This is a genomic window from Rhodococcus sp. NPDC003348 (assembly GCF_053589375.1).
The window spans coordinates 113,897-134,433 of the sequence record NZ_JBSFRT010000002.1 but is presented as its reverse complement, the minus strand read 5'-3'; the positions used below and the strand labels follow the sequence as shown (position 1 = coordinate 134,433).

20 protein-coding genes are annotated in these 20,537 nt (G+C 70.7%); 6 read left to right on the top strand and 14 right to left on the bottom strand.

Annotation, left to right across the window (positions count from 1 at the left end):
• Positions 1 to 118: 118 nt before the first annotated feature.
• Both gatA and gatC read right to left on the bottom strand, forming a co-directional pair.
• Positions 119 to 1,594, bottom strand: coding sequence for an Asp-tRNA(Asn)/Glu-tRNA(Gln) amidotransferase subunit GatA (gatA, locus tag ACWDU4_RS02055; RefSeq protein WP_450112175.1), 1,476 nt, complete (start codon positions 1,592 to 1,594; stop codon positions 119 to 121).
• Positions 1,591 to 1,890, bottom strand: a complete 300-nt coding sequence (gatC, locus tag ACWDU4_RS02050) for an Asp-tRNA(Asn)/Glu-tRNA(Gln) amidotransferase subunit GatC (RefSeq protein ID WP_450112174.1) — start codon at positions 1,888 to 1,890, stop codon at positions 1,591 to 1,593. Before gatC ends, gatA begins: the two co-directional genes overlap by 4 nt.
• 298 nt (positions 1,891 to 2,188) lie before the next feature.
• Here gatC and ACWDU4_RS02045 point away from each other — a divergent pair, with 298 nt between their 5' ends.
• Positions 2,189 to 2,839: an amino acid-binding protein gene (locus ACWDU4_RS02045; RefSeq protein ID WP_450112173.1), complete on the top strand. Its 651-nt coding sequence runs from the start codon at positions 2,189 to 2,191 to the stop codon at positions 2,837 to 2,839.
• A 31-nt stretch (positions 2,840 to 2,870) separates the two neighbouring features.
• On the opposite strand, the gene ACWDU4_RS02040 is transcribed toward ACWDU4_RS02045, so the two are convergent.
• On the bottom strand, positions 2,871 to 3,359 hold the full coding sequence (locus ACWDU4_RS02040) for a GNAT family N-acetyltransferase (RefSeq protein ID WP_450112172.1): 489 nt from the start codon (positions 3,357 to 3,359) through the stop codon (positions 2,871 to 2,873).
• 299 nt (positions 3,360 to 3,658) lie between these two features.
• Here ACWDU4_RS02040 and soxR point away from each other — a divergent pair, with 299 nt between their 5' ends.
• Positions 3,659 to 4,132 carry a redox-sensitive transcriptional activator SoxR gene (soxR, locus tag ACWDU4_RS02035; protein WP_450112171.1) on the top strand — a complete coding sequence of 158 codons (474 nt, stop codon included), beginning with the start codon at positions 3,659 to 3,661 and terminating at the stop codon, positions 4,130 to 4,132.
• A 31-nt stretch (positions 4,133 to 4,163) separates the two neighbouring features.
• On the opposite strand, the gene ligA is transcribed toward soxR, so the two are convergent.
• The 9 genes from ligA to ACWDU4_RS01990 form a co-directional block, all read right to left on the bottom strand.
• Positions 4,164 to 6,254, bottom strand: a complete 2,091-nt coding sequence (gene ligA / locus ACWDU4_RS02030) for an NAD-dependent DNA ligase LigA (protein WP_450112170.1) — start codon at positions 6,252 to 6,254, stop codon at positions 4,164 to 4,166.
• A 41-nt stretch (positions 6,255 to 6,295) separates the two neighbouring features.
• Positions 6,296 to 6,739: a DUF1801 domain-containing protein gene (locus ACWDU4_RS02025; RefSeq protein WP_450112169.1), complete on the bottom strand. Its 444-nt coding sequence runs from the start codon at positions 6,737 to 6,739 to the stop codon at positions 6,296 to 6,298.
• Between the two features lie 9 nt (positions 6,740 to 6,748).
• A complete protein-coding gene (locus tag ACWDU4_RS02020; protein WP_450112168.1) occupies positions 6,749 to 7,774 on the bottom strand; it encodes a methionine synthase in 1,026 nt (341 codons plus the stop codon).
• Positions 7,771 to 8,886 (bottom strand): tRNA 2-thiouridine(34) synthase MnmA, encoded by a 1,116-nt coding sequence (gene mnmA, locus ACWDU4_RS02015; protein ID WP_450112167.1) that lies wholly within the window; start codon positions 8,884 to 8,886, stop codon positions 7,771 to 7,773. Before mnmA ends, ACWDU4_RS02020 begins: the two co-directional genes overlap by 4 nt.
• Positions 8,886 to 10,172 (bottom strand): cysteine desulfurase family protein, encoded by a 1,287-nt coding sequence (locus ACWDU4_RS02010; protein WP_450112166.1) that lies wholly within the window; start codon positions 10,170 to 10,172, stop codon positions 8,886 to 8,888. Before ACWDU4_RS02010 ends, mnmA begins: the two co-directional genes overlap by 1 nt.
• Positions 10,173 to 10,343: 171 nt before the next feature.
• A complete protein-coding gene (locus ACWDU4_RS02005) occupies positions 10,344 to 11,150 on the bottom strand; it encodes a lysophospholipid acyltransferase family protein (RefSeq protein WP_450112165.1) in 807 nt (268 codons plus the stop codon).
• Between the two features lie 41 nt (positions 11,151 to 11,191).
• On the bottom strand, positions 11,192 to 11,986 hold the full coding sequence (locus ACWDU4_RS02000) for a GNAT family N-acetyltransferase (RefSeq protein ID WP_450112164.1): 795 nt from the start codon (positions 11,984 to 11,986) through the stop codon (positions 11,192 to 11,194).
• Between the two features lie 198 nt (positions 11,987 to 12,184).
• Positions 12,185 to 13,138 (bottom strand): electron transfer flavoprotein subunit alpha/FixB family protein, encoded by a 954-nt coding sequence (locus tag ACWDU4_RS01995; RefSeq protein WP_450112163.1) that lies wholly within the window; start codon positions 13,136 to 13,138, stop codon positions 12,185 to 12,187.
• Between the two features lie 45 nt (positions 13,139 to 13,183).
• Positions 13,184 to 13,969, bottom strand: coding sequence for an electron transfer flavoprotein subunit beta/FixA family protein (locus ACWDU4_RS01990; protein ID WP_450112162.1), 786 nt, complete (start codon positions 13,967 to 13,969; stop codon positions 13,184 to 13,186).
• Positions 13,970 to 14,224: 255 nt separating this feature from the next.
• Here ACWDU4_RS01990 and ACWDU4_RS01985 point away from each other — a divergent pair, with 255 nt between their 5' ends.
• The 3 genes from ACWDU4_RS01985 to ACWDU4_RS01975 are packed head-to-tail and all read left to right on the top strand — an operon-like array spanning position 14,225 to position 17,843.
• Positions 14,225 to 15,049, top strand: coding sequence for a methyltransferase domain-containing protein (locus ACWDU4_RS01985; RefSeq protein ID WP_450112250.1), 825 nt, complete (start codon positions 14,225 to 14,227; stop codon positions 15,047 to 15,049).
• A complete protein-coding gene (locus ACWDU4_RS01980) occupies positions 15,046 to 16,602 on the top strand; it encodes a 1,4-alpha-glucan branching protein domain-containing protein (RefSeq protein ID WP_450112161.1) in 1,557 nt (518 codons plus the stop codon). The genes ACWDU4_RS01985 and ACWDU4_RS01980 overlap by 4 nt, the downstream gene beginning before the upstream one ends.
• Positions 16,599 to 17,843, top strand: a complete 1,245-nt coding sequence (locus ACWDU4_RS01975) for a glycosyltransferase family 4 protein (RefSeq protein ID WP_450112160.1) — start codon at positions 16,599 to 16,601, stop codon at positions 17,841 to 17,843. The genes ACWDU4_RS01980 and ACWDU4_RS01975 overlap by 4 nt, the downstream gene beginning before the upstream one ends.
• Before the next feature lie 68 nt (positions 17,844 to 17,911).
• On the opposite strand, the gene ACWDU4_RS01970 is transcribed toward ACWDU4_RS01975, so the two are convergent.
• Positions 17,912 to 18,655 carry an acyltransferase gene (locus ACWDU4_RS01970; protein ID WP_450112159.1) on the bottom strand — a complete coding sequence of 248 codons (744 nt, stop codon included), beginning with the start codon at positions 18,653 to 18,655 and terminating at the stop codon, positions 17,912 to 17,914.
• Positions 18,656 to 18,672: 17 nt separating this feature from the next.
• Positions 18,673 to 18,942 carry a hypothetical protein gene (locus tag ACWDU4_RS01965; protein WP_450112158.1) on the bottom strand — a complete coding sequence of 90 codons (270 nt, stop codon included), beginning with the start codon at positions 18,940 to 18,942 and terminating at the stop codon, positions 18,673 to 18,675.
• A gap of 271 nt (positions 18,943 to 19,213) precedes the next feature.
• On the opposite strand from ACWDU4_RS01965, the gene ACWDU4_RS01960 reads away from it, so the two are divergent.
• A complete protein-coding gene (locus tag ACWDU4_RS01960; RefSeq protein WP_450112157.1) occupies positions 19,214 to 20,515 on the top strand; it encodes an outer membrane protein assembly factor BamB family protein in 1,302 nt (433 codons plus the stop codon).
• Positions 20,516 to 20,537: the final 22 nt, after the last annotated feature.

The window sequence follows — 20,537 nt, the reverse complement described above, 5'->3', positions numbered from 1 at the left end:
AGCCCTCCCCCACGAATGAACGGAAGCGTTCAGTCGATCAGATCGACTGAACGCTCCGTTCACTCGACGCAAAACGGCCCGGGATCCGGCGATTCGGATCCCGGGCCGTGCCGCTACATCAGCGGGTGATCGGTCCGCGGGCGGCCTCGTAGGCCGCGGCGACCCGGTAGAGCCGCTCGTCGGCGAGAGCCGGGGCCATCACCTGCAGGCCGACCGGCAGGCCGTCGTCCGCCGAGAGACCGGACGGCACCGAGATCGCGCAGTGCCCGGCCAGATTGGTCGGCAGCGTGCACAGGTCGGACAGGTACATCGCCAGTGGATCGTCGACCTTCTCCCCCAGCTTCCACGGGGTGAACGGGCTGGTCGGCGAGACGAGGACGTCGACCTTCTCGTACGCGGCGTCGAAATCGCGGGCGATCAGGGTGCGAACCTTGAGCGCGGAGCCGTAGTACGCGTCGTAGTAACCCGACGACAGCGCATAGGTGCCGATCATGATGCGGCGCTTGACTTCCTTGCCGAAACCGGCGGCACGGGTCGCGGCCATCACCTGGTCGGCGCTCATGTTGCCGTCGTCGACGCGCATGCCGTACCGCATCGCGTCGAATCGGGCCAGGTTCGAGGAGACCTCGCTGGGCAGCACCAGGTAGTAGGACGCGAGCGCGTACTCGAAGCTCGGGCAGGAGACCTCGACGACCTCGGCGCCGAGTTCCTTCAGCTGGGCGACGGCGGCGTCGAATGAGGCGATCACGCCGGGCTGGTAGCTGTCGGAGTGCAGTTCCTTGACCACACCGATCCGGACACCCTTCAGGTCTCCGGTCGCGCCCTGGCGGGCGGCCTCGACAACCGGACGCACCGGCGCGTCGATCGACGTGGAGTCGCGCGGGTCGTACCCGGCGATCACCTCGTGCAGCAACGCGGTGTCGAGGACGGTGCGGCCACACGGGCCACCCTGGTCCAGCGACGACGCGCAGGCGACCAGGCCGAAACGGGAGACGGTGCCGTAGGTGGGCTTGGTGCCGACGGTGGCGGTGACAGCGGCCGGCTGCCGGATGGAGCCGCCGGTGTCGGTGCCGATCGCGAGCGGCGCCTGGTTCGAGGCCAGCGCGGCCGCGCTGCCGCCGCCGGAGCCGCCGGGAATCCGGCTGGTGTCCCACGGGTTCCGGGTCGGGCCGTACGCGGAGTTCTCCGTCGACGAGCCCATCGCGAACTCGTCCATGTTGGTCTTGCCGAGCACCGGGATGCCCGCCTCGCGCAACCGGGTGGTCAGCGTCGCGTCGTACGGCGCGACCCAGCCCTCGAGGATCTTCGATCCGCAGGTGGTCGGGGCGTCGGTGGTGGTGAAAACGTCCTTCAGCGCCAACGGGACTCCGGCGAGCGGCGAGGCCGGCGCCTCACCCGCCGCGAGGGCGTCGTCGACCTGCTTGGCCGCGGCGAGCGCCGCCTCGCCGGACACGTGCAGGAAGGCGTTGTACTCGCCGTCGACGGCGGCGATGCGGTCCAGATGCGCCTGGGTGACCTCCACCGAGGACACCTCGCGGGCATGGATCTTCGACGCGAGGACGGAGGCGTCGAGTGCGGTCAGCTCGGCGGTCACTGCTCTTCTCCCAGGATCTGCGGGACGGCGAAACGTTCCTGCTCGACGGCGGGCGCACCGGACAGCGCCTGCTCGGGAGACAGTCCCGGCACGACGACGTCGGGGCGGGTCACGTTGACCAGCGCGTACGGGTTCGCGGTGGGCGGCACGTCATCCGCGGCGACCTCTGCGACGGTCTTGACGTGGCTGAGAATCGAGTCGAGCTGGCCGGCGAACTCGTCGAGTTCCGCGTCGGTCAGCGCGAGCCGGGACAGCCGGGCGAGGTGGGCGACCTCGTCGCGGGAGATGGCAGGCACCCGTGGGCCCCTTTCAGGTCGGCGAACACACGATGCCCACCAGCCTATCGGCTGCGCCGCGGCGGCCTGCATCCAGCGCCTCGCTCGGGCGATCTGTTTCCGTCTCGGAACGCCTGCATGTCCCGGCGGTGACGATTCTGCGGCGAGCTGGGCGTTTCCCACGGGGTGTTCCGGCACAGCCCTCACCGGTCGGTCCGGGGTGGAAGGATGGTTGCCGCGGGGGCATCGACGACTCCCCGTCCGGCCGGGCGGCCGAGCCGCCTCGACCGCCGCCGAACCGTTGTGACAAAGGAATTCCGTGTCGTACCTACTGCGTGTCCAGCTACCCGACCGACCCGGCAGCCTGGGCTCGCTCGCCGTCGCGCTCGGCTCCGTGGGCGCGGACATCCTCTCCCTCGACGTCGTCGAGCGCGGCGCCGGTTTCGCCGTCGACGACCTGGTGGTCGACGTGGCGCAGGGATCGTTGCCGGACACCCTCATCACCGCCGCCGAGAACCTCTCCGGCGTTCGGGTCGATTCGATCCGCCCGTACACCGGACTGCTCGACACACACCGCGAGCTGGAACTGATCGACCAGGTCGCGACCGCGCGCGACGATCGGCTGCAGGTCCTCGTCGACGGCGCCGCCCGCGTGCTGCGCGTCAGTTGGGCGACCGTGATCGGGATCGGGCCGCACGGCGCCTTCCGCGTCGTCGGCAGCGGCGGTGCACCGGAGACGCACGCCGGTGACGTGCCGTGGATGCCGTTGCAGAAGCCCACGATCCTCGACGACCAGGCCGACTGGGTGCCGGACACGTGGAGGAACGTCGACACCACCCTCGCCGCGGCTCCGCTGGGCCACTCCGGCCGGGTGCTGCTGCTCGGGCGCTCCGGCGGTCCGGAATTCCGGCCGTCCGAGATCGCGCGCCTCGGCTACCTCGCCGGCATCGTGGCGACCGTCCTGGGGTGATCCGGCGCCCGGCCTCCGGGCCGGCGACCGGTCAGACGATCTCGCGGACCAGGACGGTCAGCTCCATTCCCGGCACCGGCTGCCAGTCCCGGTCGGGGACGTGTACGAAGTCGTTGCGGTCGTAGATGCGGCGGGCGTCGACCATCTCCGGTTCGGTGGAGATGACCACCGCCTGCAACCCCCGGTCGTAGGCGGTGTCGAGCACGTGCCGCACCAGGGCGGAACCGGCACCCTTGCCGCGGGCCTCGGAGGAGACCGCGAGCATCCGGAACTCGAGCTCGCCGTCCTGCGCGACATCGGAGAACGGGGTGCCCGGCTCGGCGATCGTGACCGATCCGACGACCTCGCCGTCCCATTCCGCGACCAGCACCTCGGCCTGATCGGCGCGGGTCGCGGTGTCACGCAGCCGCTGGACGTAGCCGCTGGCCTCGGCGACGAATCCGCCGCCGACATAGGAGTCGACGGTCAGTTCGGCGACGGCGTCGAAATCGGCGGGGTCGACGGGGCGAATGGAGATCATGGCGTCACTATCGCAGCAACGGCGTACCCGCCTCAACCTCCCCGAACGGGCAGGTCGGGGCCCGGAGCAGCACCCCGGGCGGACGGTCCCGCAATCACCGACAGCCCGCTCACCTGCACAATCGTCGGCTGTGACGGAATCGCCGGCAAGGCGTTCAGCGACCACCACGGCGCGCATCGAGTGATGATCACCACCACGGGCGGTTCGTCGTGAGATCGACCACTTGCCGCCGGCCCCGTCCGAGCGGAAGCTGAAGTCGACTTCACCTGTGTTGACGGCACCCGCAGAGGAGGAACCGCGTGCGCACCACGGATCTACTGACGGTCGGCGAGGTGTCCGAACGCAGTGGGCTGGCCGCATCCGCCCTGCGGTACTACGAGAGCCAGGGGCTGATCGAGAGCACCCGAACGTCCGGCAACCAGCGCCGCTACCAGCGCAGCGTGCTGCGCAAGATCGCGTTCATCCGGGCCGCCCGCAGCATCGGGCTCAGCCTCGACGAGATCGCCGAGACCATGGACACCCTGCCCGGCGGGCGAGCGCCGACCCGGGCCGACTGGGCGCGCCTGTCCCGTAGCTGGCGCGCCCGCCTCGACGAGCAGATCGATGCACTGGAGGCGCTGCGCGACGGCCTCGAGTCCTGCATCGGCTGCGGCTGCCTGTCGCTCCAGACCTGCGCGCTTTCGAACCCGAACGACTCCGCCGCCACCTACGGTCCCGGCGCCGCCTTCCTACCCGAGGCCCTCCACCGCGACGGCGGAGATCACCACCACTGATCCGGTTGCGGCAGAGCAACTCTCGCAGTCGTCAGTCCGACTCGCCCTCGACCGCCGCGGTCACCGCCTCCGGACCGCCCGAGAGCAGCCGGACGAATCCGTCCTCGTCGAGGATGGGAACGCCGAGCTGCTCGGCCTTGTCCGCCTTCGAGCCCGGTGCATCGCCGATGACCACGAACGCGGTCTTCTTCGACACCGAGCCGGCGGCCTTGCCGCCGCGCTGCAGGATGGCCTCCTTCGCGCCGTCGCGGGTGAATCCGACCAGCGACCCGGTGACCACGATGGAGAGCCCCTCCAGGTTGCGCTCGATCGACTCGTCCCGTTCGTCCTCCATGGAAACGCCTGCGGCGCGCCACTTCTCGACGATGTCGCGGTGCCAGTCGACGGCGAACCACTCGACAACGGCCGCGGCGATGGTGCCGCCGACGCCGTCCACCGCGGCCAGCTCCTCCACCGACGCCGACTCGATCCGCTCCAGGCTGCCGAACGCCGAGGCCAGCGCGCGGGCCGCGGTCGGGCCGACGTGCCGGATCGACAGGGCCACCAGCACCCGCCACAGTGGCTGCGTCTTCGATGAGTCCAGGTTGTCGAGGAGACGCTTCCCGTTCGCGGACAGGGCGCCCGCCTTGGTGGTGAACAGCGCCGTCTTCATCAGGTCGTCCGCGGTGAGCGAGAAGAGATCCCCCTCGTCACGGATCACCCCCGCCTCGAGCAGTGCGGTCGCGGCCTCGTAGCCGAGCACCTCGATGTCGAACGCGCCTCGACCGGCGACGTGGAAGACGCGCTCCCGCAACTGGGCCGGGCAGGACCTGGTGTTGGGGCAGCGGATGTCCGCGTCGCCCTCCTTCGCGGGCGCCAGTTCCGTTCCGCACTCGGGGCAGTGCGTCGGCATCACGAACTCGCGTTCCGTGCCGTCGCGCATGTCCACGACCGGGCCGAGAACCTCGGGAATCACCTCGCCCGCCTTGCGGATGACGACCGTGTCGCCGATCAGCACACCCTTGCGCTTGACCTCGGACCCGTTGTGCAGCGTCGCCAGCGCCACCGTCGACCCGGCCACGGTGACCGGTTCCATGTACGCAAACGGGGTGACCCGACCGGTGCGGCCAACGCTGACCCGGATGTCGAGCAGCTTGGTGGTGGCCTCCTCCGGCGGGTACTTGTAGGCAGTTGCCCACCGCGGCGCCCGCGACGTGGCCCCGAGGCGGCGGTGCAGGGACATCTCGTCGACCTTGACGACCAGGCCGTCGATCTCGTGCTCGACGTCGTGCCGGTGCTCGTCCCAGTAGGCGACCTTGGCGACGACCGCGTCGGCGCCCTGCACCCGCGCGGTGTGCGTCGAGACGGGCAGCCCCCACGCGGCCAGCGCGGTGTAGGCGTCGTGCTGACTGACCGGGTCGAAACCCTCGGTGCGGCCGATGCCGTGGCAGATCATCCCGAGCCGTCGCTTCGCGGTGACCGCGGGGTTCTTCTGCCGCAGCGAACCGGCGGCGGAGTTTCGGGGGTTCGCGAACGGCGCCTTGCCCTCTGCGACGAGGGAGGCGTTGAGCGCCTCGAAGTCCTCGAGCCGGAAGAACACCTCGCCGCGCACCTCCAGCAGCGCGGGCACCGGGTACTCGTCGGTTCCCGTGAGGGTGTGGGGGATGTCGTCGATGGTGCGGGCGTTGAGGGTGACGTCCTCCCCCGTGCGGCCGTCGCCGCGGGTGGCGCCCCGAACCAGCTTGCCGTTCTCGTAGACCAGGCTCAGCGCCACGCCGTCGATCTTCACCTCGCACAGGTAGTGCAGATCGGGGCCCGTCTCGGCTTCGACTCGGGAGATCCAGGTGCGCAGTTCCGCCTCGTCGAAGACGTTGTCCAGGCTGAGCATTCGTTCGAGATGGTCGACCGCGGTGAACTCGGTGGCGAAGCCGCCACCGACGAGCTGGGTCGGCGAGTCCGGGGTGCGGAGGTCCGGGTGACGGTCCTCGAGGTCGGTCAGGTGCCGCAGCAGCGCGTCGAACTCGCCGTCCGAGATGGTCGGCGCGTCCTTGACGTAGTAGCGGAACTGGTGCTCACGCACCTCCTCCGCGAGCCGCTGCCACTCGTCACGTTCCTCGGCGGTCGCCGCCACGTTCTCGGTCACGCCAGAAAGGCTATCCCAGCGCGCCGACACCTCCCGACGCCTCAGGAGCCCGCGCCGCCCTCCCTCGCCCGCAACCCGTGGGTTCCGGCGGTGAGCGCGGCGTACGAGCGCGCCACCAGCTGTTCGAGCACACCGAGGTCCACCTGCGTGAGGTCCTTGATGTAGAGGCACCCGACCCCGGAGGTGTGCGGCCCGAGACGGTCGACGAGGTCGGCATGCGCACCGACACCGTCGGACAGATAGACCACCGACGCGGCCTTACGTGGCGAGAAACCCGCCGCAGGCGCGTCGCCCTCGCGACCGCTCTCGTACTTGTAGTGGTAGCTGCCGAAGGCGACGATCGACGGCCCCCACAGTGCGGCGCGCTCCCCCGTCACGGACTCCATCAGTGCCAGCAGGGTTTCGGCGTCGCGCCTGCGGACCCGGTGACTCACCCCGTCCAGGAAGGTCCGCACCGCCGGGTCCAGCCCACGAGGATCTGCCATGGCGGCAGCCTACTGGTCGAACTCGGCTCCGTCGGCGAACGCCCGGGCGACCTCGGCCGCACCGCGCAACGCCCGTCGGGACCATTCGGCGCCCGCCCCGGCCAGCCCGCAGGCCGGGGTGATCAGCACCCGCTCGGCCAGCACGGTGCGCGGGAAACCGAGCCGGTCGACGAGAGTGACCGCCGGTCGCGCCAGGTCCCGCCAGCCGGGTACCCGCTCGGGCGCGACCGGTGGCACCAGGCCCAGGGCGAGCGACAGTCCCGACTCGAGCACCTCCCCGACCCCGTCCAGATCCGCGGCCCGGAGCACGCCGACATCCAGCCCCACCATCGCGGCACCGCTGCGACGCAGCAGATCCAGCGGCGGGGTCGCGGCGCAGCAGTGCACGAGGACCGGAACGTCCACGGCCGCGATCACCGACTGCAGGACCGCCAGCGCCTCCGGTTCGGGGAGGGCGCGCGGCGTCTGCAGGATCGACACCCCGGACAGCGATCCGTCCAGTACCGATCGCAGTCCCGGCTCGTCGAACTGCAGCACCACCGGCGAGCCCAGCCGCCGCGCAACCTCCGCGACGTGCCCGCGGACGCCCTCCGCCAGCGACTCGGCCAGATCCCGCAGTGCCCCGGGGTCGGTCAGCGCGCGGTGCCCGCCGACGAGTTCCACCTGTGAGGCCAGAGTGAGCGGTCCGACGGCCTGCACCTTCACCGGCTGGTCGGTACCACGCCGGCCGGCAAGTTCCCACGACTCCTCGAGCGCATCGAGGTCGCGGGCGAGCAGGTCGCGGGCGAGACGGGTGACCGGCCCTGGCCGCTGCGCGACGCGGTAGCCCGTCGTCGAGGTGTCGAGCGGCAGGTCGACCAGCAGGGCGGCGGCACGGCCGATCATGTCGGCGCCGAGCCCCCGCGCCGGAAGCTCCACCAGGTGCGGCAGTTCCGGCAGTTCGCCGACCACGATCGCGGCGGCCTCGCGAGCGTCGACGCCCGGCCACGAGCCGACGCCCGTCGCGACACCGACGGGAAAGACGTTGTCCGTCACCGTGATTCACTGCCGGCGGCGCCGGGCTCGTCGGCACCGCCGGTGCCGGCGATGGTGCCGCTGCCGAGCACGACGTCACCGGCGGGGTCACGGCGGTAGAGGACCACCGCCTGCCCCCGCGCGACACCGGTCAACGGTTCGCGCAGTCGCACCACGAGTCCGCCGTCGACGTCGTCGACGACGGCGTCTGCGAGGCCACCGTGGGCACGCACCTGGACGGTGCACTCGATCGGCCCGTCCGGCGCCGAACCGGAGGTCCAGATCGCCCTCTCGGCGCGGATCGTCCACACCTGCAGGCGTTCCGCGGACCCGACCTTCACGGTCCCCGTGTCGGGTTCGATCGCGGTGACGTAGCGGGGCCTGCCGTCGGCGGCCGGGCCCTCGACACCGAGACCCTTCCGCTGACCGATGGTGAATCCGTGCACGCCGTCATGGTCGGCGAGTTCGGCGCCGGTGTCCGCGTCGACGACCTTCCCGGGCCGGACACCGATCTTCGCGCCGAGGAACGCGCGGGTGTCCCCGGACGGAATGAAGCAGATGTCGTGGCTGTCCGGCTTGTCCGCGACCGCGAGTCCGCGCGCCGCGGCCTCCTCCCGGATCTGCGGCTTCGGGGTGTCCCCGACCGGGAACATCGCCCGCGCGAGCTGCTCGGCGGTCAGCACACCGAGCACGTAGGACTGGTCCTTGTCCTCGTCCACGGCCCGGCGCAGGACCCCGTCCTCCAAACGTGCGTAGTGCCCGGTGGCGACGGCGTCGAAGCCGAGTGCGATCGCCCGGTCGGCGAGGGCGGCGAACTTGATCTTCTCGTTGCACCGCAGGCACGGGTTCGGCGTCTCGCCTGCGGCATAGGCCGCGACGAAGTCGTCGATCACGTCTTCCTTGAACTGGTCCGCGAAATCCCAGACGTAGAACGGGATTCCGAGTACATCCGCGGCACGACGCGCGTCACCGGCGTCTTCCTTGGAACAGCAGCCGCGCGACCCGGTGCGCAAGGTGCCCGGGGCCGTGGACAGCGCCAGGTGCACCCCGACCACCTCGTGCCCGGCCTCGACCGCCCGGGCCGCCGCCACCGCGGAGTCGACCCCGCCGCTCATTGCCGCCAGTACCCGCATCAGCGCGCTCCTCCCGTGCTCTGCATGCGCCTCGACCTCGAGCCCGCCAACCCCGCCGCACGGGCCCGTTCGACGACCTGCGGCAGCGCCGCGAGCAGGGCGTCGACGTCCGCGTCGGTGGACGTGTGACCGAGCGAGAATCGCAGTGACCCGCGCGCGATGCGGGAGTCGACCCCCATCGCGAGCAGCACGTGGCTGGCGCTGGCCACTCCGGCCGTGCAGGCCGACCCGGTGGAGCACTCGACGCCGGCCGCATCCAGCAGCATCAGCAGCGAGTCGCCCTCACAGCCGGGGAAGGTGAAGTGCGCGTTGCCGGGCAGCCGGTCGGCGCCGGCCGGACCGTTGAGCACCGCGTCCGGCACCAGTGCGCGCACGCCGTCGATCAGCCGATCCCGCAACCGGGTCAGTTCGGCGGCACGGAACTCCCTGTCCGACACCGTCTTGCGCAGTGCGGCCGCGGTGGCCACCGTTGCGGCCGTGTCCAGCGTGCCCGCGCGCAGGTCTCGTTCGTGCCCGCCGCCGTGAGCCAGCGGCACACACGGCACCTGCCTGCCGAGCAGCAGGGCACCGGACCCGTGAGGACCGCCGAACTTGTGAGCCGCGACGCTGAGCGCGGACAGTCCACTCGCGGCGAAGTCCACCGGCAGCTGCGCGACGGCCTGGACGGCGTCACTGTGCATCGGCACACCGAACTCCGCTGCGACCGCGGCGAGTTCGGCGATCGGCATGATCGAGCCGACCTCGTTGTTCGCCCACATCACGGTGACCAGCGCGGTCTCGTCTGCATGGATCTCGAGTTCGCGGCGCAGGTCGTCCGGGTCCACCCGGCAGTCCGCGTCGACCGGCAGCCAGGTCACCTCGGCACCCTCGTGCGCCGCCAGCCACTCGACCGCGTCGAGAACGGCGTGGTGCTCGACCGTGCTGGTGACGATCCGGCGACGGCGCGGGTCGGCGTCCCGGCGCGCCCAGTAGATGCCCTTGACCGCGAGGTTGTCGGACTCGGTGCCACCCGAGGTGAAGACGACCTCCGAGGGCCGCGCACCGAGGTCGGCGGCGATCGACTCCCGCGACTCCTCCACCCGGCGACGGGCCGCGCGACCGGAGCCGTGCAGGGACGAGGCATTGCCGACGGTCGCGAGGACGTCGGTCATCGCGGCGATCGATTCCGGCAGCATCGGCGTGGTTGCGGCGTGATCCAGATACACGGGGTGCGACGGGGCGGGCCGCGGCGCGTCGGCGCGGCCGTGATCACCGGCTCCGGTGGTGTGGGGGCGGGGCGAAGTCATGACCCGACCAGGATAGCCCGTCCCCCGTGTCGGGCCGGACGCCGACCGCGCAGGTAGGCGGGTTCACACGACCGGCGGTGCTCGGCGCTTTCCCACGGCCGGCGGCACGCGGCCCTTTCACGCGGCCGGCGGCACGCGGCCCTTTCACGCGGCCGGCGGTGCCCGGCGCTTTCACGCGGCGAGCGACGCTCGGCTCCGCGGGAACGCGGACGGTGCCGCGCCGGACTCGCGGCGACCGTCGCGAATCAGCCGCTCACATCGGGCGGCCAGCTCGCGGCGATCGGTGCCCGGCTGCTGCAGTGGGGCCAGGCGGACCTCGATGTGCACCTCGCGCAGCCGGACGATCCGCCGCAGCGACGCCACGAAGGTCTGGTCTCCGACGAAACAGGCCCCGGTCGCCGTCGTCCCGTCCGGACCCACGTACCGCAACCCGATCGGGGCCACTGCGACGCCCGCGTCGACGGCGGCCTGGAACAGCGCCGGGCGCAGGCGACCGTACGCCCTCCCACACCAGGTGGTGCCCTCGGGGAACACGACCACACGAGCTCCGCCGCGAAGGCGCGTCGCCACGTCGCCGACGACCGCGGGCAGCGCCCGCAGCCGCGCCCTGTCGATCGGCACGACCCGCACGCGCCGGACGAACGGTCCGATCAGCGGCCAGTCGAGCAGGTCGGAGCGGGCGACGAACGCGCCGGGCTCGACGGCCGTCAGCGTGAGCACGTCGAGCCACGAGACGTGGCCCGCGACGACAAGCACTCCCCCGCTCTCGGGAGTCCGGTCCCGTTCGTCGCTGACCCGCAGCCGCAGTCCCAGCACCCGCAGCGCCGACCGCGCGTAGCCGCGGTGCATGCCGCGCCGCCACGGCGACGGCAGGGCCGCGCCAACCGCCAGCATCGGCAACCCCGACAGCAGCACGGCCAGCCCTGCACCCCGCAGTCCGATACGCACAGCTCCGGCGCGGATCCCGTGGTCGGTCATGCATCCGTCCCCGCAGGGGCTCGACGGCATCCAGGCGTGGTTCATCGCATCGCCACCGGGACCGACCGCAGTCGCCGCAGGTATCGCGGGTCGACGTCGTGCATGCCGAGTAGCGCCACGAAGTCGGCGACCCCGAAGTCCGGGTCGTGGGCGGGTTCTCCGCAGATCCGGGCGCCGAGACGGAGGTAGCCACGCAACAGGGGCGGCAGCTCCGGCCTCGCCGGGGGCACAAGGGTGTCGATTCCCGGAACCGGCCGCAGCGGGCGGACCCGAAGATCCGCCCCGCTCGAATGGTCGGCGAGCAACCGGTCGCGGACCGCGCGGACGTTGGCACCCTCGGCGTCGTCGGCTCGCAGCCGCATGGGCACCGACACGCAGCCGACGGCCCACCGGTGACCGGAGAGGTCGAGGAAGTTCAGCATCCCTGCCCACATCATGGCGAGCACCGCACCGGTCCGGTGGCCCGGATGCACGCACGCCCGGCCCAACTCGACCATGTCCGCGCGCAGCGGGTCGAGGGCATCGACATCGAATTCCGTTGCCGTGTAGAGGCCACCGGCCGCACGCGCGGCCTCCGGGGTGAGGATGCGGTAGCAGCCGACGGTCTCGTCGGCCGTCTCGTCGCGGACCAGCAGGTGCTCGCAGTACTCGTCGAAGCGGTCCACATCCCGGTCACCCGGCCCGGTGGCCGCGGTGAATCCGGGTTCGGCGGCGAACACGGTGTGGCGCAGGCGTTGTGCCGCCTCGCGGTGTTCGCGATCGGAGGACAGCAGCAGTCGATATCGGGAGGTGAGAACGTCGGGGCGGATCGGAGCCGTGACCTCGATGGCACTCATACCGGGAAGCGTCGACCTGCCGGGCGGCGACCCGGCGTCGCCGGCATGTCACGTCGATGGCGGGTCGATGAACATGCCCGGAAAACGGCAACGGCCCCGCTCCCTCGAGGGGAGCGGGGCCGCGCGTGCCGCGAGCGGCGTGAATCAGCCCTCGCGGGCGGTGCCCGCCTGTCAGCCGTCGCGGGCAGTGCCCGCCTGTCAGCCCTTGTGGGCCTTCACGGCCTCGGTGAGCTGCGGGGCGACGTTGAACAGGTCGCCGACGATGCCGTAGTCCGCGATCTCGAAGATCGGGGCCTCTTCGTCCTTGTTGACCGCGACGATGGTCTTCGAGGTCTGCATGCCGGCGCGGTGCTGGATGGCGCCGGAGATGCCGAGGGCGATGTACAGCTGCGGGGAGACCGTCTTACCGGTCTGACCGACCTGGAACTGGCCCGGGTAGTAGCCCGAGTCGACGGCGGCACGCGAGGCGCCGACGGCGGCACCGAGCGCGTCGGCGAGCTCCTCGACGACCGAGAACTTCTCGGCGGAACCGACGCCACGGCCACCGGAGACGACGACGGACGCCTCGGTGAGCTCGGGGCGGTCGCCACCGACGATCGGCTGACGCGCGGTGACCTTGACCGCGTTCTCCTCCTGCGCCGGGACCTCGACCGCGACGCGCTCGGCGGCACCGGCCTGCGGCTGGGCCTCGACGGCACCCGGGCGGACCGAGATGACCGGGACCTCGCCGTTGGCCTTGGCGTCGACGGTGAACGCGCCACCGAAGATGGAGTGCACGGCGCCGTCGGCCTTGACCTCGATGACGTCGACCAGCAGGCCGGAACCGATGCGCGCGGCCAGGCGACCGGACACCTCCTTGCCCTCGGTCGAGGCGGCGGTCAGGACCGCTGCCGGGGAGACGGACTCGACCAGCGAGGCGAGGACGTCGACCTTCGGGGTGATCAGGTAGCCGTCGATGTCGTCGGACTCGGCGGCGTACACCTTGGCGGCACCGGCGGCGGCCAGGGCGTCCTGCAGCTTGTCGGCGGTGCCGGCGGGGCCCGCGACGACGGCGGAGGGCTCACCCAGGACACGGGCGGCGGTGATCAGCTCGGTGCTGACCTTCTTGAGCGCGCCCTCGGCGTGCTCGACGAGCACGAGTACTTCAGCCATTGCTTCTTTCTCCTACGTGTGAGTCTGCTGGTTGTGGGGCGCGAATCAGATGATCTTCTGACCGACCAGGTAGGCGGCGATCTGGTTGCCGCCCTCTCCCTCGTCGGTGATGCGCTCGCCAGCGGTACGCGGGGGCTTCGGGGTGGACGCGGTGACCGTGGTGGCGGCGTTCGCGACACCGAAGATGGACGGGTCCAGGCCGATCTCGGCGAGGGTCAGGACCTGAACTTCCTTCTTCTTCGCGGCCATGATGCCCTTGAAGGACGGGAAGCGCGGCTCGTTGATCTTCTCGGTGACCGAGACGATCGCGGGCAGCGGGGCCTCGAGCGAGAAGACGCCCTCGTCGGTCTCGCGCTCGCCGGTGGCCTTGCCGTCGGCGACGGTCAGCTTGCGCAGGTGGGTCAGCTGCGGCAGGCCCAGGTACTCCGCGATGATCGCGGGCACGGCACCGGCGCGGCCGTCGGTCGCCTCGTTGCCTGCGATGACCAGCTCGACGCCCTCGATCTGGCCGAGTGCGGCGGCGAGCGCGTACGCGGTCTGGATCGCGTCGGAGCCGTGCAGAGCCGGGTCGTTGAGGTGGATGGCCTTGTCGGCACCCATGGACAGCGCCTTGCGGATGGCGTCGGTGGCACGGTCGGGACCGGCGGACAGCACGGTCACCTCACCGCCCTGGGCCTCCTTGATGAGCAGGGCTTCCTCGACGGCGCGCTCGTTGATCTCGTCGAGCACGGCATCCGCGGCCTCACGGTCGAGCGTGAAGTCACCGTCGGTGAGCTTGCGCTCGGACCAGGTATCGGGAACCTGCTTGATCAAAACGACGATGTTCGTCATGGGTCTTCGTCGACCTCCTGTGTCTGTCTTCTCAGTGAGCTGCTCTGCGGTGGCCGAGCTCTCGGGTATTCATCTACTTCGCACGATGACCGTGCGTCACACTACAACACGCTAAGTTACCGATGGGTAACTTAGGCTGAATTTCCGGCGTTCACGGCCCCGAACCCCGTTGCCGGGCCTGTGATCTGAACCACCACGACCCGCACTGGAACACGTAGCAGTAAATTGGCACCGGTGAGTGACTCATCTGCGCCGATGACCGGCACCGCCGGTGCGCCTTCCACCGCCACGACCGGCGACCACGCGACCCTGCCGCTGACCGGCGAGCGCACCGTCCCCGGCGTGCCCGAGGAGAACTACTGGTTCCGCCGCCACGAGGTGGTCTACCAGCGCCTGCTCGGCCGCTGCGCCGGGCGTGTCGTTCTCGAGGCCGGATCCGGGGAGGGATACGGCGCGAACATGATCGCGGACGTCGCCGAGCAGGTCATCGGCCTGGACTACGACACCTCGGCGGTCGAACACGTCCGCGCGCGGTACCCGCGGATCGACATGCGCCAGGGCAACCTCGCCGAGCTGCCCCTCGACGCCGCCACCGTCGGGACGGTCGTCAACTTCCAGGTGATCGAGCACCTGTGGGATCAGGCGCAGTTCCTCGCCGAGTGCTTCCGGGTCCTGGAGCCGGGCGGCGAACTGCTGATCAGCACCCCGAACCGGATCACCTTCTCCCCCGGCCGCGACACCCCGCTCAACCCGTTCCACACCCGCGAGCTCAACGCCGCCGAACTGACCGAGCTGCTCGAGGAGGCCGGTTTCGAGGTGACGACGATGACCGGCGTGCACCACGGCGCGCGCCTGCGCGAACTCGATGCCGCACACGGCGGATCGTTCATCGACGCCCAGATCGACCGTGCCCTGGCCGGCGAGCCGTGGCCGGCGGACCTGGTCCGCGACGTCGAGTCGATCACGATCGACGACTTCGCCCTCACCGAGGCCGACATCGACGCCAGCCTCGATCTGGTCGCCATCGCGCGCAAGCCGGGGGCAGGCACCACCCCCCGAGTTCCCGAGGTCGACAAATGACGAGCCCCACCCAACCGGGCATGTTCGCCCTGGTGCTGCACTCGCACCTGCCGTGGCTGGCCAACCACGGCCGCTGGCCGGTCGGCGAGGAGTGGCTCTACCAGTCGTGGGCGGCGACCTACCTGCCGGTGACGCGGGTGCTCCGCACGCTCGCCGACGAGGGCCGCGAGAACCTGCTGACGCTCGGCATCACCCCCGTGCTCGCCGCCATGCTCGACGACCCGCACTGCCTGGCGGGCATGCACCACTGGCTCGGGAACTGGCAGCTGCGCGCCCACGAGGCCGCCCTGATGCCGGACCGCGCGCGCCGCGACCTCGGCGCCAGGGAGCACCGGCTCTCCGCCCAGGCGCTCACCGAATTCGAGGAGCGTTGGCGGCACGGCGCGTCCCCGGTGCTGCGCCGGCTGATCGACGACTCCACGATCGAACTGCTCGGCGGGCCGCTCGCGCACCCGTTCCAGCCGCTGCTGCATCCGCGACTGCGTCGCTTCGAACTCGCGGAGGGCCTGGAGGACGCTCGGATGCGCTGGGGCACAAAGCCTTCCGGCATCTGGGCGCCCGAATGCGGGTACACCCCCGGCATGGAACGCGAGTACGCCGACGCCGGGATCACCCACTTCATGGTGGACGGCCCCTCGCTGCGCGGCGACACCTCCGTCGGCCGACCGGTGCGCGAGTCGGACGTCGTCGCGTTCGGTCGCGACCTGCAGGTCTCCTACCGGGTCTGGTCGCCGAAGTCCGGCTACCCGGGGCACGCGGCCTACCGCGACTTCCACACCTACGACCACGACACGGGGCTGAAACCGTCGCGGGTGACGGGCAAGACCGTCGACTCGAAGGACAAGGCGCCCTACGACCCCGAACTGGCGGCCGCGGCAGTGGACCGGCACGTCGAGGACTTCGTGCGCACCGTCGTCGACCGGATCCGCAGCGAACACGACCGCACCGGCAGGCCCGCGCTCGTCGTCGCCGCGTTCGACACCGAACTGTTCGGCCACTGGTGGTTCGAGGGACCGCAGTGGCTGGAGAAGGTGCTGCGCGCGCTGCCGGAGGCAGGTGTCCGTGTCGGCACCCTCGCGCAGGCGCGGGCCGAAGGTTACGTCGGCGAGCCGGTCGAGCTCGCCGACTCCTCGTGGGGCAGCGGCAAGGACTGGCGGGTGTGGGCGGGCGATCAGGTCGCGGATCTGGTGCAGCTGAACGCCGAGGTCGTGCAGACCGCGCTGGACACCGTCGACAAGGCCCGCGGCGCCACCCGTGCTCCCGGCCGACCCGAACTGCGCGACCGGGTCAACGACCAGATCCTGCGCGAGGCGATCATGACGGTGCAGAGCGACTGGGCATTCATGGTCAGCAAGGACTCGGCCGCCGGATACGCCCGCGACCGCGCCCACAAACACGCGCACGCGACCCGGGAGATCGCCGAGGCCCTCGCGTCGGGACATCCCGACCGGGCCCGGCGGCTCGCGGACGGCTGGAATCACGCCGACGGACTGTTCCCCGGGCTGGACGCCCGGCGACTGCCCGCCGACGTCGAGGTGGGGGTGACGAGATGAAGGTCCTGATCGTGTCGTGGGAGTACCCGCCGGTGGTCGTCGGCGGCCTCGGCAGGCACGTCCACCACCTGGCCACCGAACTGGTCGAGGCCGGGCACGAGGTTGTGGTGCTCTCGCGGCGCCCCACCGGCACCGACGCGTCGACCCACCCGACGGTCACGCACATCGCCGAGGGCGTGCTGGTCGTGGCGGTCGCGGAGGACGCGCCGCACTTCGTCTTCGGCGAGGACATGCTGGCGTGGACCCTCGCGATGGGGCACGCGATGGTCCGGGCCGGAGTCGGCCTGGCCCGCCCGGGGATCGGCGAGGGCTGGCGGCCCGACGTCGTGCACGCGCACGACTGGCTGGTCGCGCACCCGGCGATCGCACTGGCCGAGTACTACGACGTCCCGCTGGTGTCGACGCTGCACGCCACCGAGGCAGGACGGCACAGCGGATGGCTCTCGGGGACGATCAACCGTCAGGTGCACTCGGTGGAGTGGTGGCTGGCCAACGAGTCCGACTCGATCATCACGTGCTCGGCGTCGATGGAGGAGGAGGTCAGCGAACTCTACGGCCCGAACCTCGCGCCGGTCACGGTGATCCGCAACGGCATCGACGTCGCCACGTGGAGCTACCGGGACCGCGCGCCACGGTCGGGGCCGCCGCGGCTGCTGTTCGTCGGCCGGCTCGAGTACGAGAAGGGCGTGCAGGACGCGATCGCCGCACTGCCGCGAATCCGGCGCAGCCACCCCGGCACAACCCTCGCGGTCGCCGGGGAGGGCACCCAGTACGAGTGGCTGCGCGAACAGGCCCGCACGCATCGGGTGCTGCGGTCGGTGAACTTCCTCGGCCCACTCGATCACACGGAGCTGCTCGGCTGGCTGCACGGCGCGGACGCGATCGTCCTGCCCAGCCGGTACGAGCCGTTCGGCATCATCGCGCTCGAGGCCGCGGCCGCGGGGACCCCACTGGTCACCTCGACCGCGGGCGGACTCGGCGAGGCCGTCGTCGACGGGCTGACGGGGCTGTCGTTCCAGCCAGGGGATGTGGACGGGCTGACCTCCGCGGTCCGGGAGGTGCTCGACAACCCGACGGCGGCTCAGCGCCGCGCCCGAGCCGCCCGGGAGCGGCTGACCGAGGACTTCGACTGGCACCAGGTGGCGCTGGACACCGCACAGGTGTATCTGAGCGCCAAGCGTCGCGTCCGGCACCCCCTCGGCCGCCCCGAGATCCCCCAGCGTCCCCTGCCCGGCCGCTGACGGGCCACTGCGCCTGTGCGCGCTTCCGGTAGCGAGAACCACCGGAAAGGCGCACAGGCGCGACGCGCCTATCCGGCGGCCGCGGCCTTCTTGCGTTCGATGTCCTCGAGCGCGGCGATGTACTTCGCGCGCTCCTCCGCACCGGCCTCCCACGCCTCCTTGCGGTTCTTGACGACCTTCGCCGGCGCGCCGACCGCGATGCTGTAGTCCGGTACCACGCCCTTGACCACTGCGTGTGCACCGAGGACACAGCCACGGCCGGTGATGGTGTTGCGCAGGACGGTCACCTTCGCGGCGATCCACGTGTCGGGTCCGATACGCACCGGACCCTTGACGATGCCCTGATCCTTGATCGGGGTGTTGACGTCGTCCATGCGGTGGTCGAAGTCGCAGATGTAGCACCAGTCCGCGACGAGGGTCGAGGCGCCGATCTCGATGTCGAGGTAGGTGTTGACGACGTTGTCCTTACCGAAGACGACCTTGTCGCCGATCCGCAGCGAGCCCTCGTGGCAGCGAATGGCGTTGCCGTCACCGATGTGGACCCACCGGCCGATCTCGAGCCGCGACAGGCCCGGCGTGGAGTGGATCTCGACCCGCTTGCCGAGGAAGACCATCCCGCGCAGGATCACGTGTGGGTTGGCCATTTTGAACTTCGCGAGCCGGTAGTACCGCACCAGGTACCACGGCGTGTACGCCTTGTTCGCGATCACCCACCGCAGCGAGTCACGGGTAAGGAACTTGGCCTGATCCGGGTCGGTCCGCCGGGATCCACGCCACCTCGTGCGCAACGGTGCGCCCCACATGCTGGTCATGACCCGACAGCCTACGTTCACCGATGGTGAGGTCGGTCACTGCCCGGTCCCGAGCGCCGTCCCGCACGATCGAGCCCACTGAGCATCAGCGCGACCCCGACCGCGCCGACCCCGACGACCGCGACGGCGAGCAGCGAACTGGTCATCACGCCGATCAGCGCGGCACTGCCCACGATGAGAGCGACGACGATCACGACACCCGCGACCGGCGACCCGAGCAGGTGGTCGACGTCGCCGTCGATTCCGGACGAGCGCGTCGTTCCGGCGTTCACCCCGACCGATGCCATGAGTCATTTCAACACACACGGCCGCCGAATTTCTCCTAATTTGAATGACTAACATTTCAGGACAATTGTCCAACAATCAATCACAGAACAATCACGAGGTCACAGGGTTCCCATCCGTCACATTTCAAGCAATTATTACCATTCAGTAATTGGGGAATTGGGCCGGACATCGCGTGTCCAACCGGGGCCGAGAGCCACCCAGGTCGGGTGCTCACCCCGCTCCGTCCTCCGGATAGTGTGCAGCGAGCGAAATCCACACGAGGAGTGATGCATGCGGCGGGTCCTACGGTCGGCAGCGGTGGCACTGACAGCGACGACAGCGCTGGTCACAGCCGGTTGCGGCAGCGATTCGCAGGTCATCGGCAACTACTCGCCGGGCGGCTGGCCCGCCATGCACGCCGACGCCCGCAACAGCGACACCAGCCCGGTGACCGGCTCCCGCTCGATTTCACTCGACTGGTCCCGCCCACTCGGCGCCCCGACCGCCACCTATGCCTCCGTGGCCGCCACCGGCCAGATATTCGTCACCACCCGGAGCGACAACGGCTGCAACCTGTTCTCATTTCAGATGGAAACCGGACGCAAACGCTGGTGCACGCGACTAGGCCCCGGCGTCGCGGCATCCACTCCCCTCGTCGACTCCGCAACGAACGTGTACATCGGCGAGGACGGCGCGATGAACTCGTTCAACGAACACGGACAGTTGCGGTGGCGGACGGTCGTCAGCGGCACCCCGCTCTCGGCGCAGTTCACCGGCGACGGCAACCTGCTCTTCGTCACCCACTTCGGTGTCGTCTCCGTGCTCAGCCCCCAGACCGGCAAGGAGATCGTCCCGTCCTACCAGCTGATCCCGGCACCGACGGCGGACCAGGCCCAGAACGTCCCGTTGCCCGCCGCCGCGCAGGGACTCGACAAGTGCTTCTTCGGATCCGCGGAGTGCCCGGTCGCGAACACCCCGGCAATAGATCTGTCCACCGGTCGCTTCTACCTGACGCTCTGGCGGCCGGGCCGGCCACAGGCAGACCTGGTGGCGATGCGCTACCAGGGCGGCGCGCTGACCGAGGAGTGGTCCTCCGACGTCCTGCCCGGGGGCAGCGCATCGAGCCCCGACATCTCCGCCGACGGCGCCACCGTCTACGTCAACGACAACGAGGGCGCACTCTGGGCGCTCGACGCGTCGACGGGCGAGCCGCGCTGGCACCACGACATCGGGTACGCCGCCGCGGGCAGTCCCTCCACCTCCGGGGACGGTCTGATCATTCCGGCGGGCGGCCGCGACGGGCACCTGCTCGCGCTCCGCGACCGCGGCGACCATGCCGAGGTGATCTGGGAGCGGAAGGATCTGCTGCACCTCGGCGTCCCCGCCCAGACCGCAGGCGGGACCGCATACACGGCCGTCCGTGAGGGCACGGACGGCCTCGCCGTGATCACCTTCGACACCGCCACCGGCGAAACCGTCGACCAGGACACCCTGCCGGGAGGCACGGGCTTCACCGTCGGAACCTCCATCGGGCCCGGCGGCGAGGTCCTGACCCCCACCCTGATCGGCGAACTGTTCGTCCTGAAGCCCTGAGCGGCGCCCGAGACACGAAACG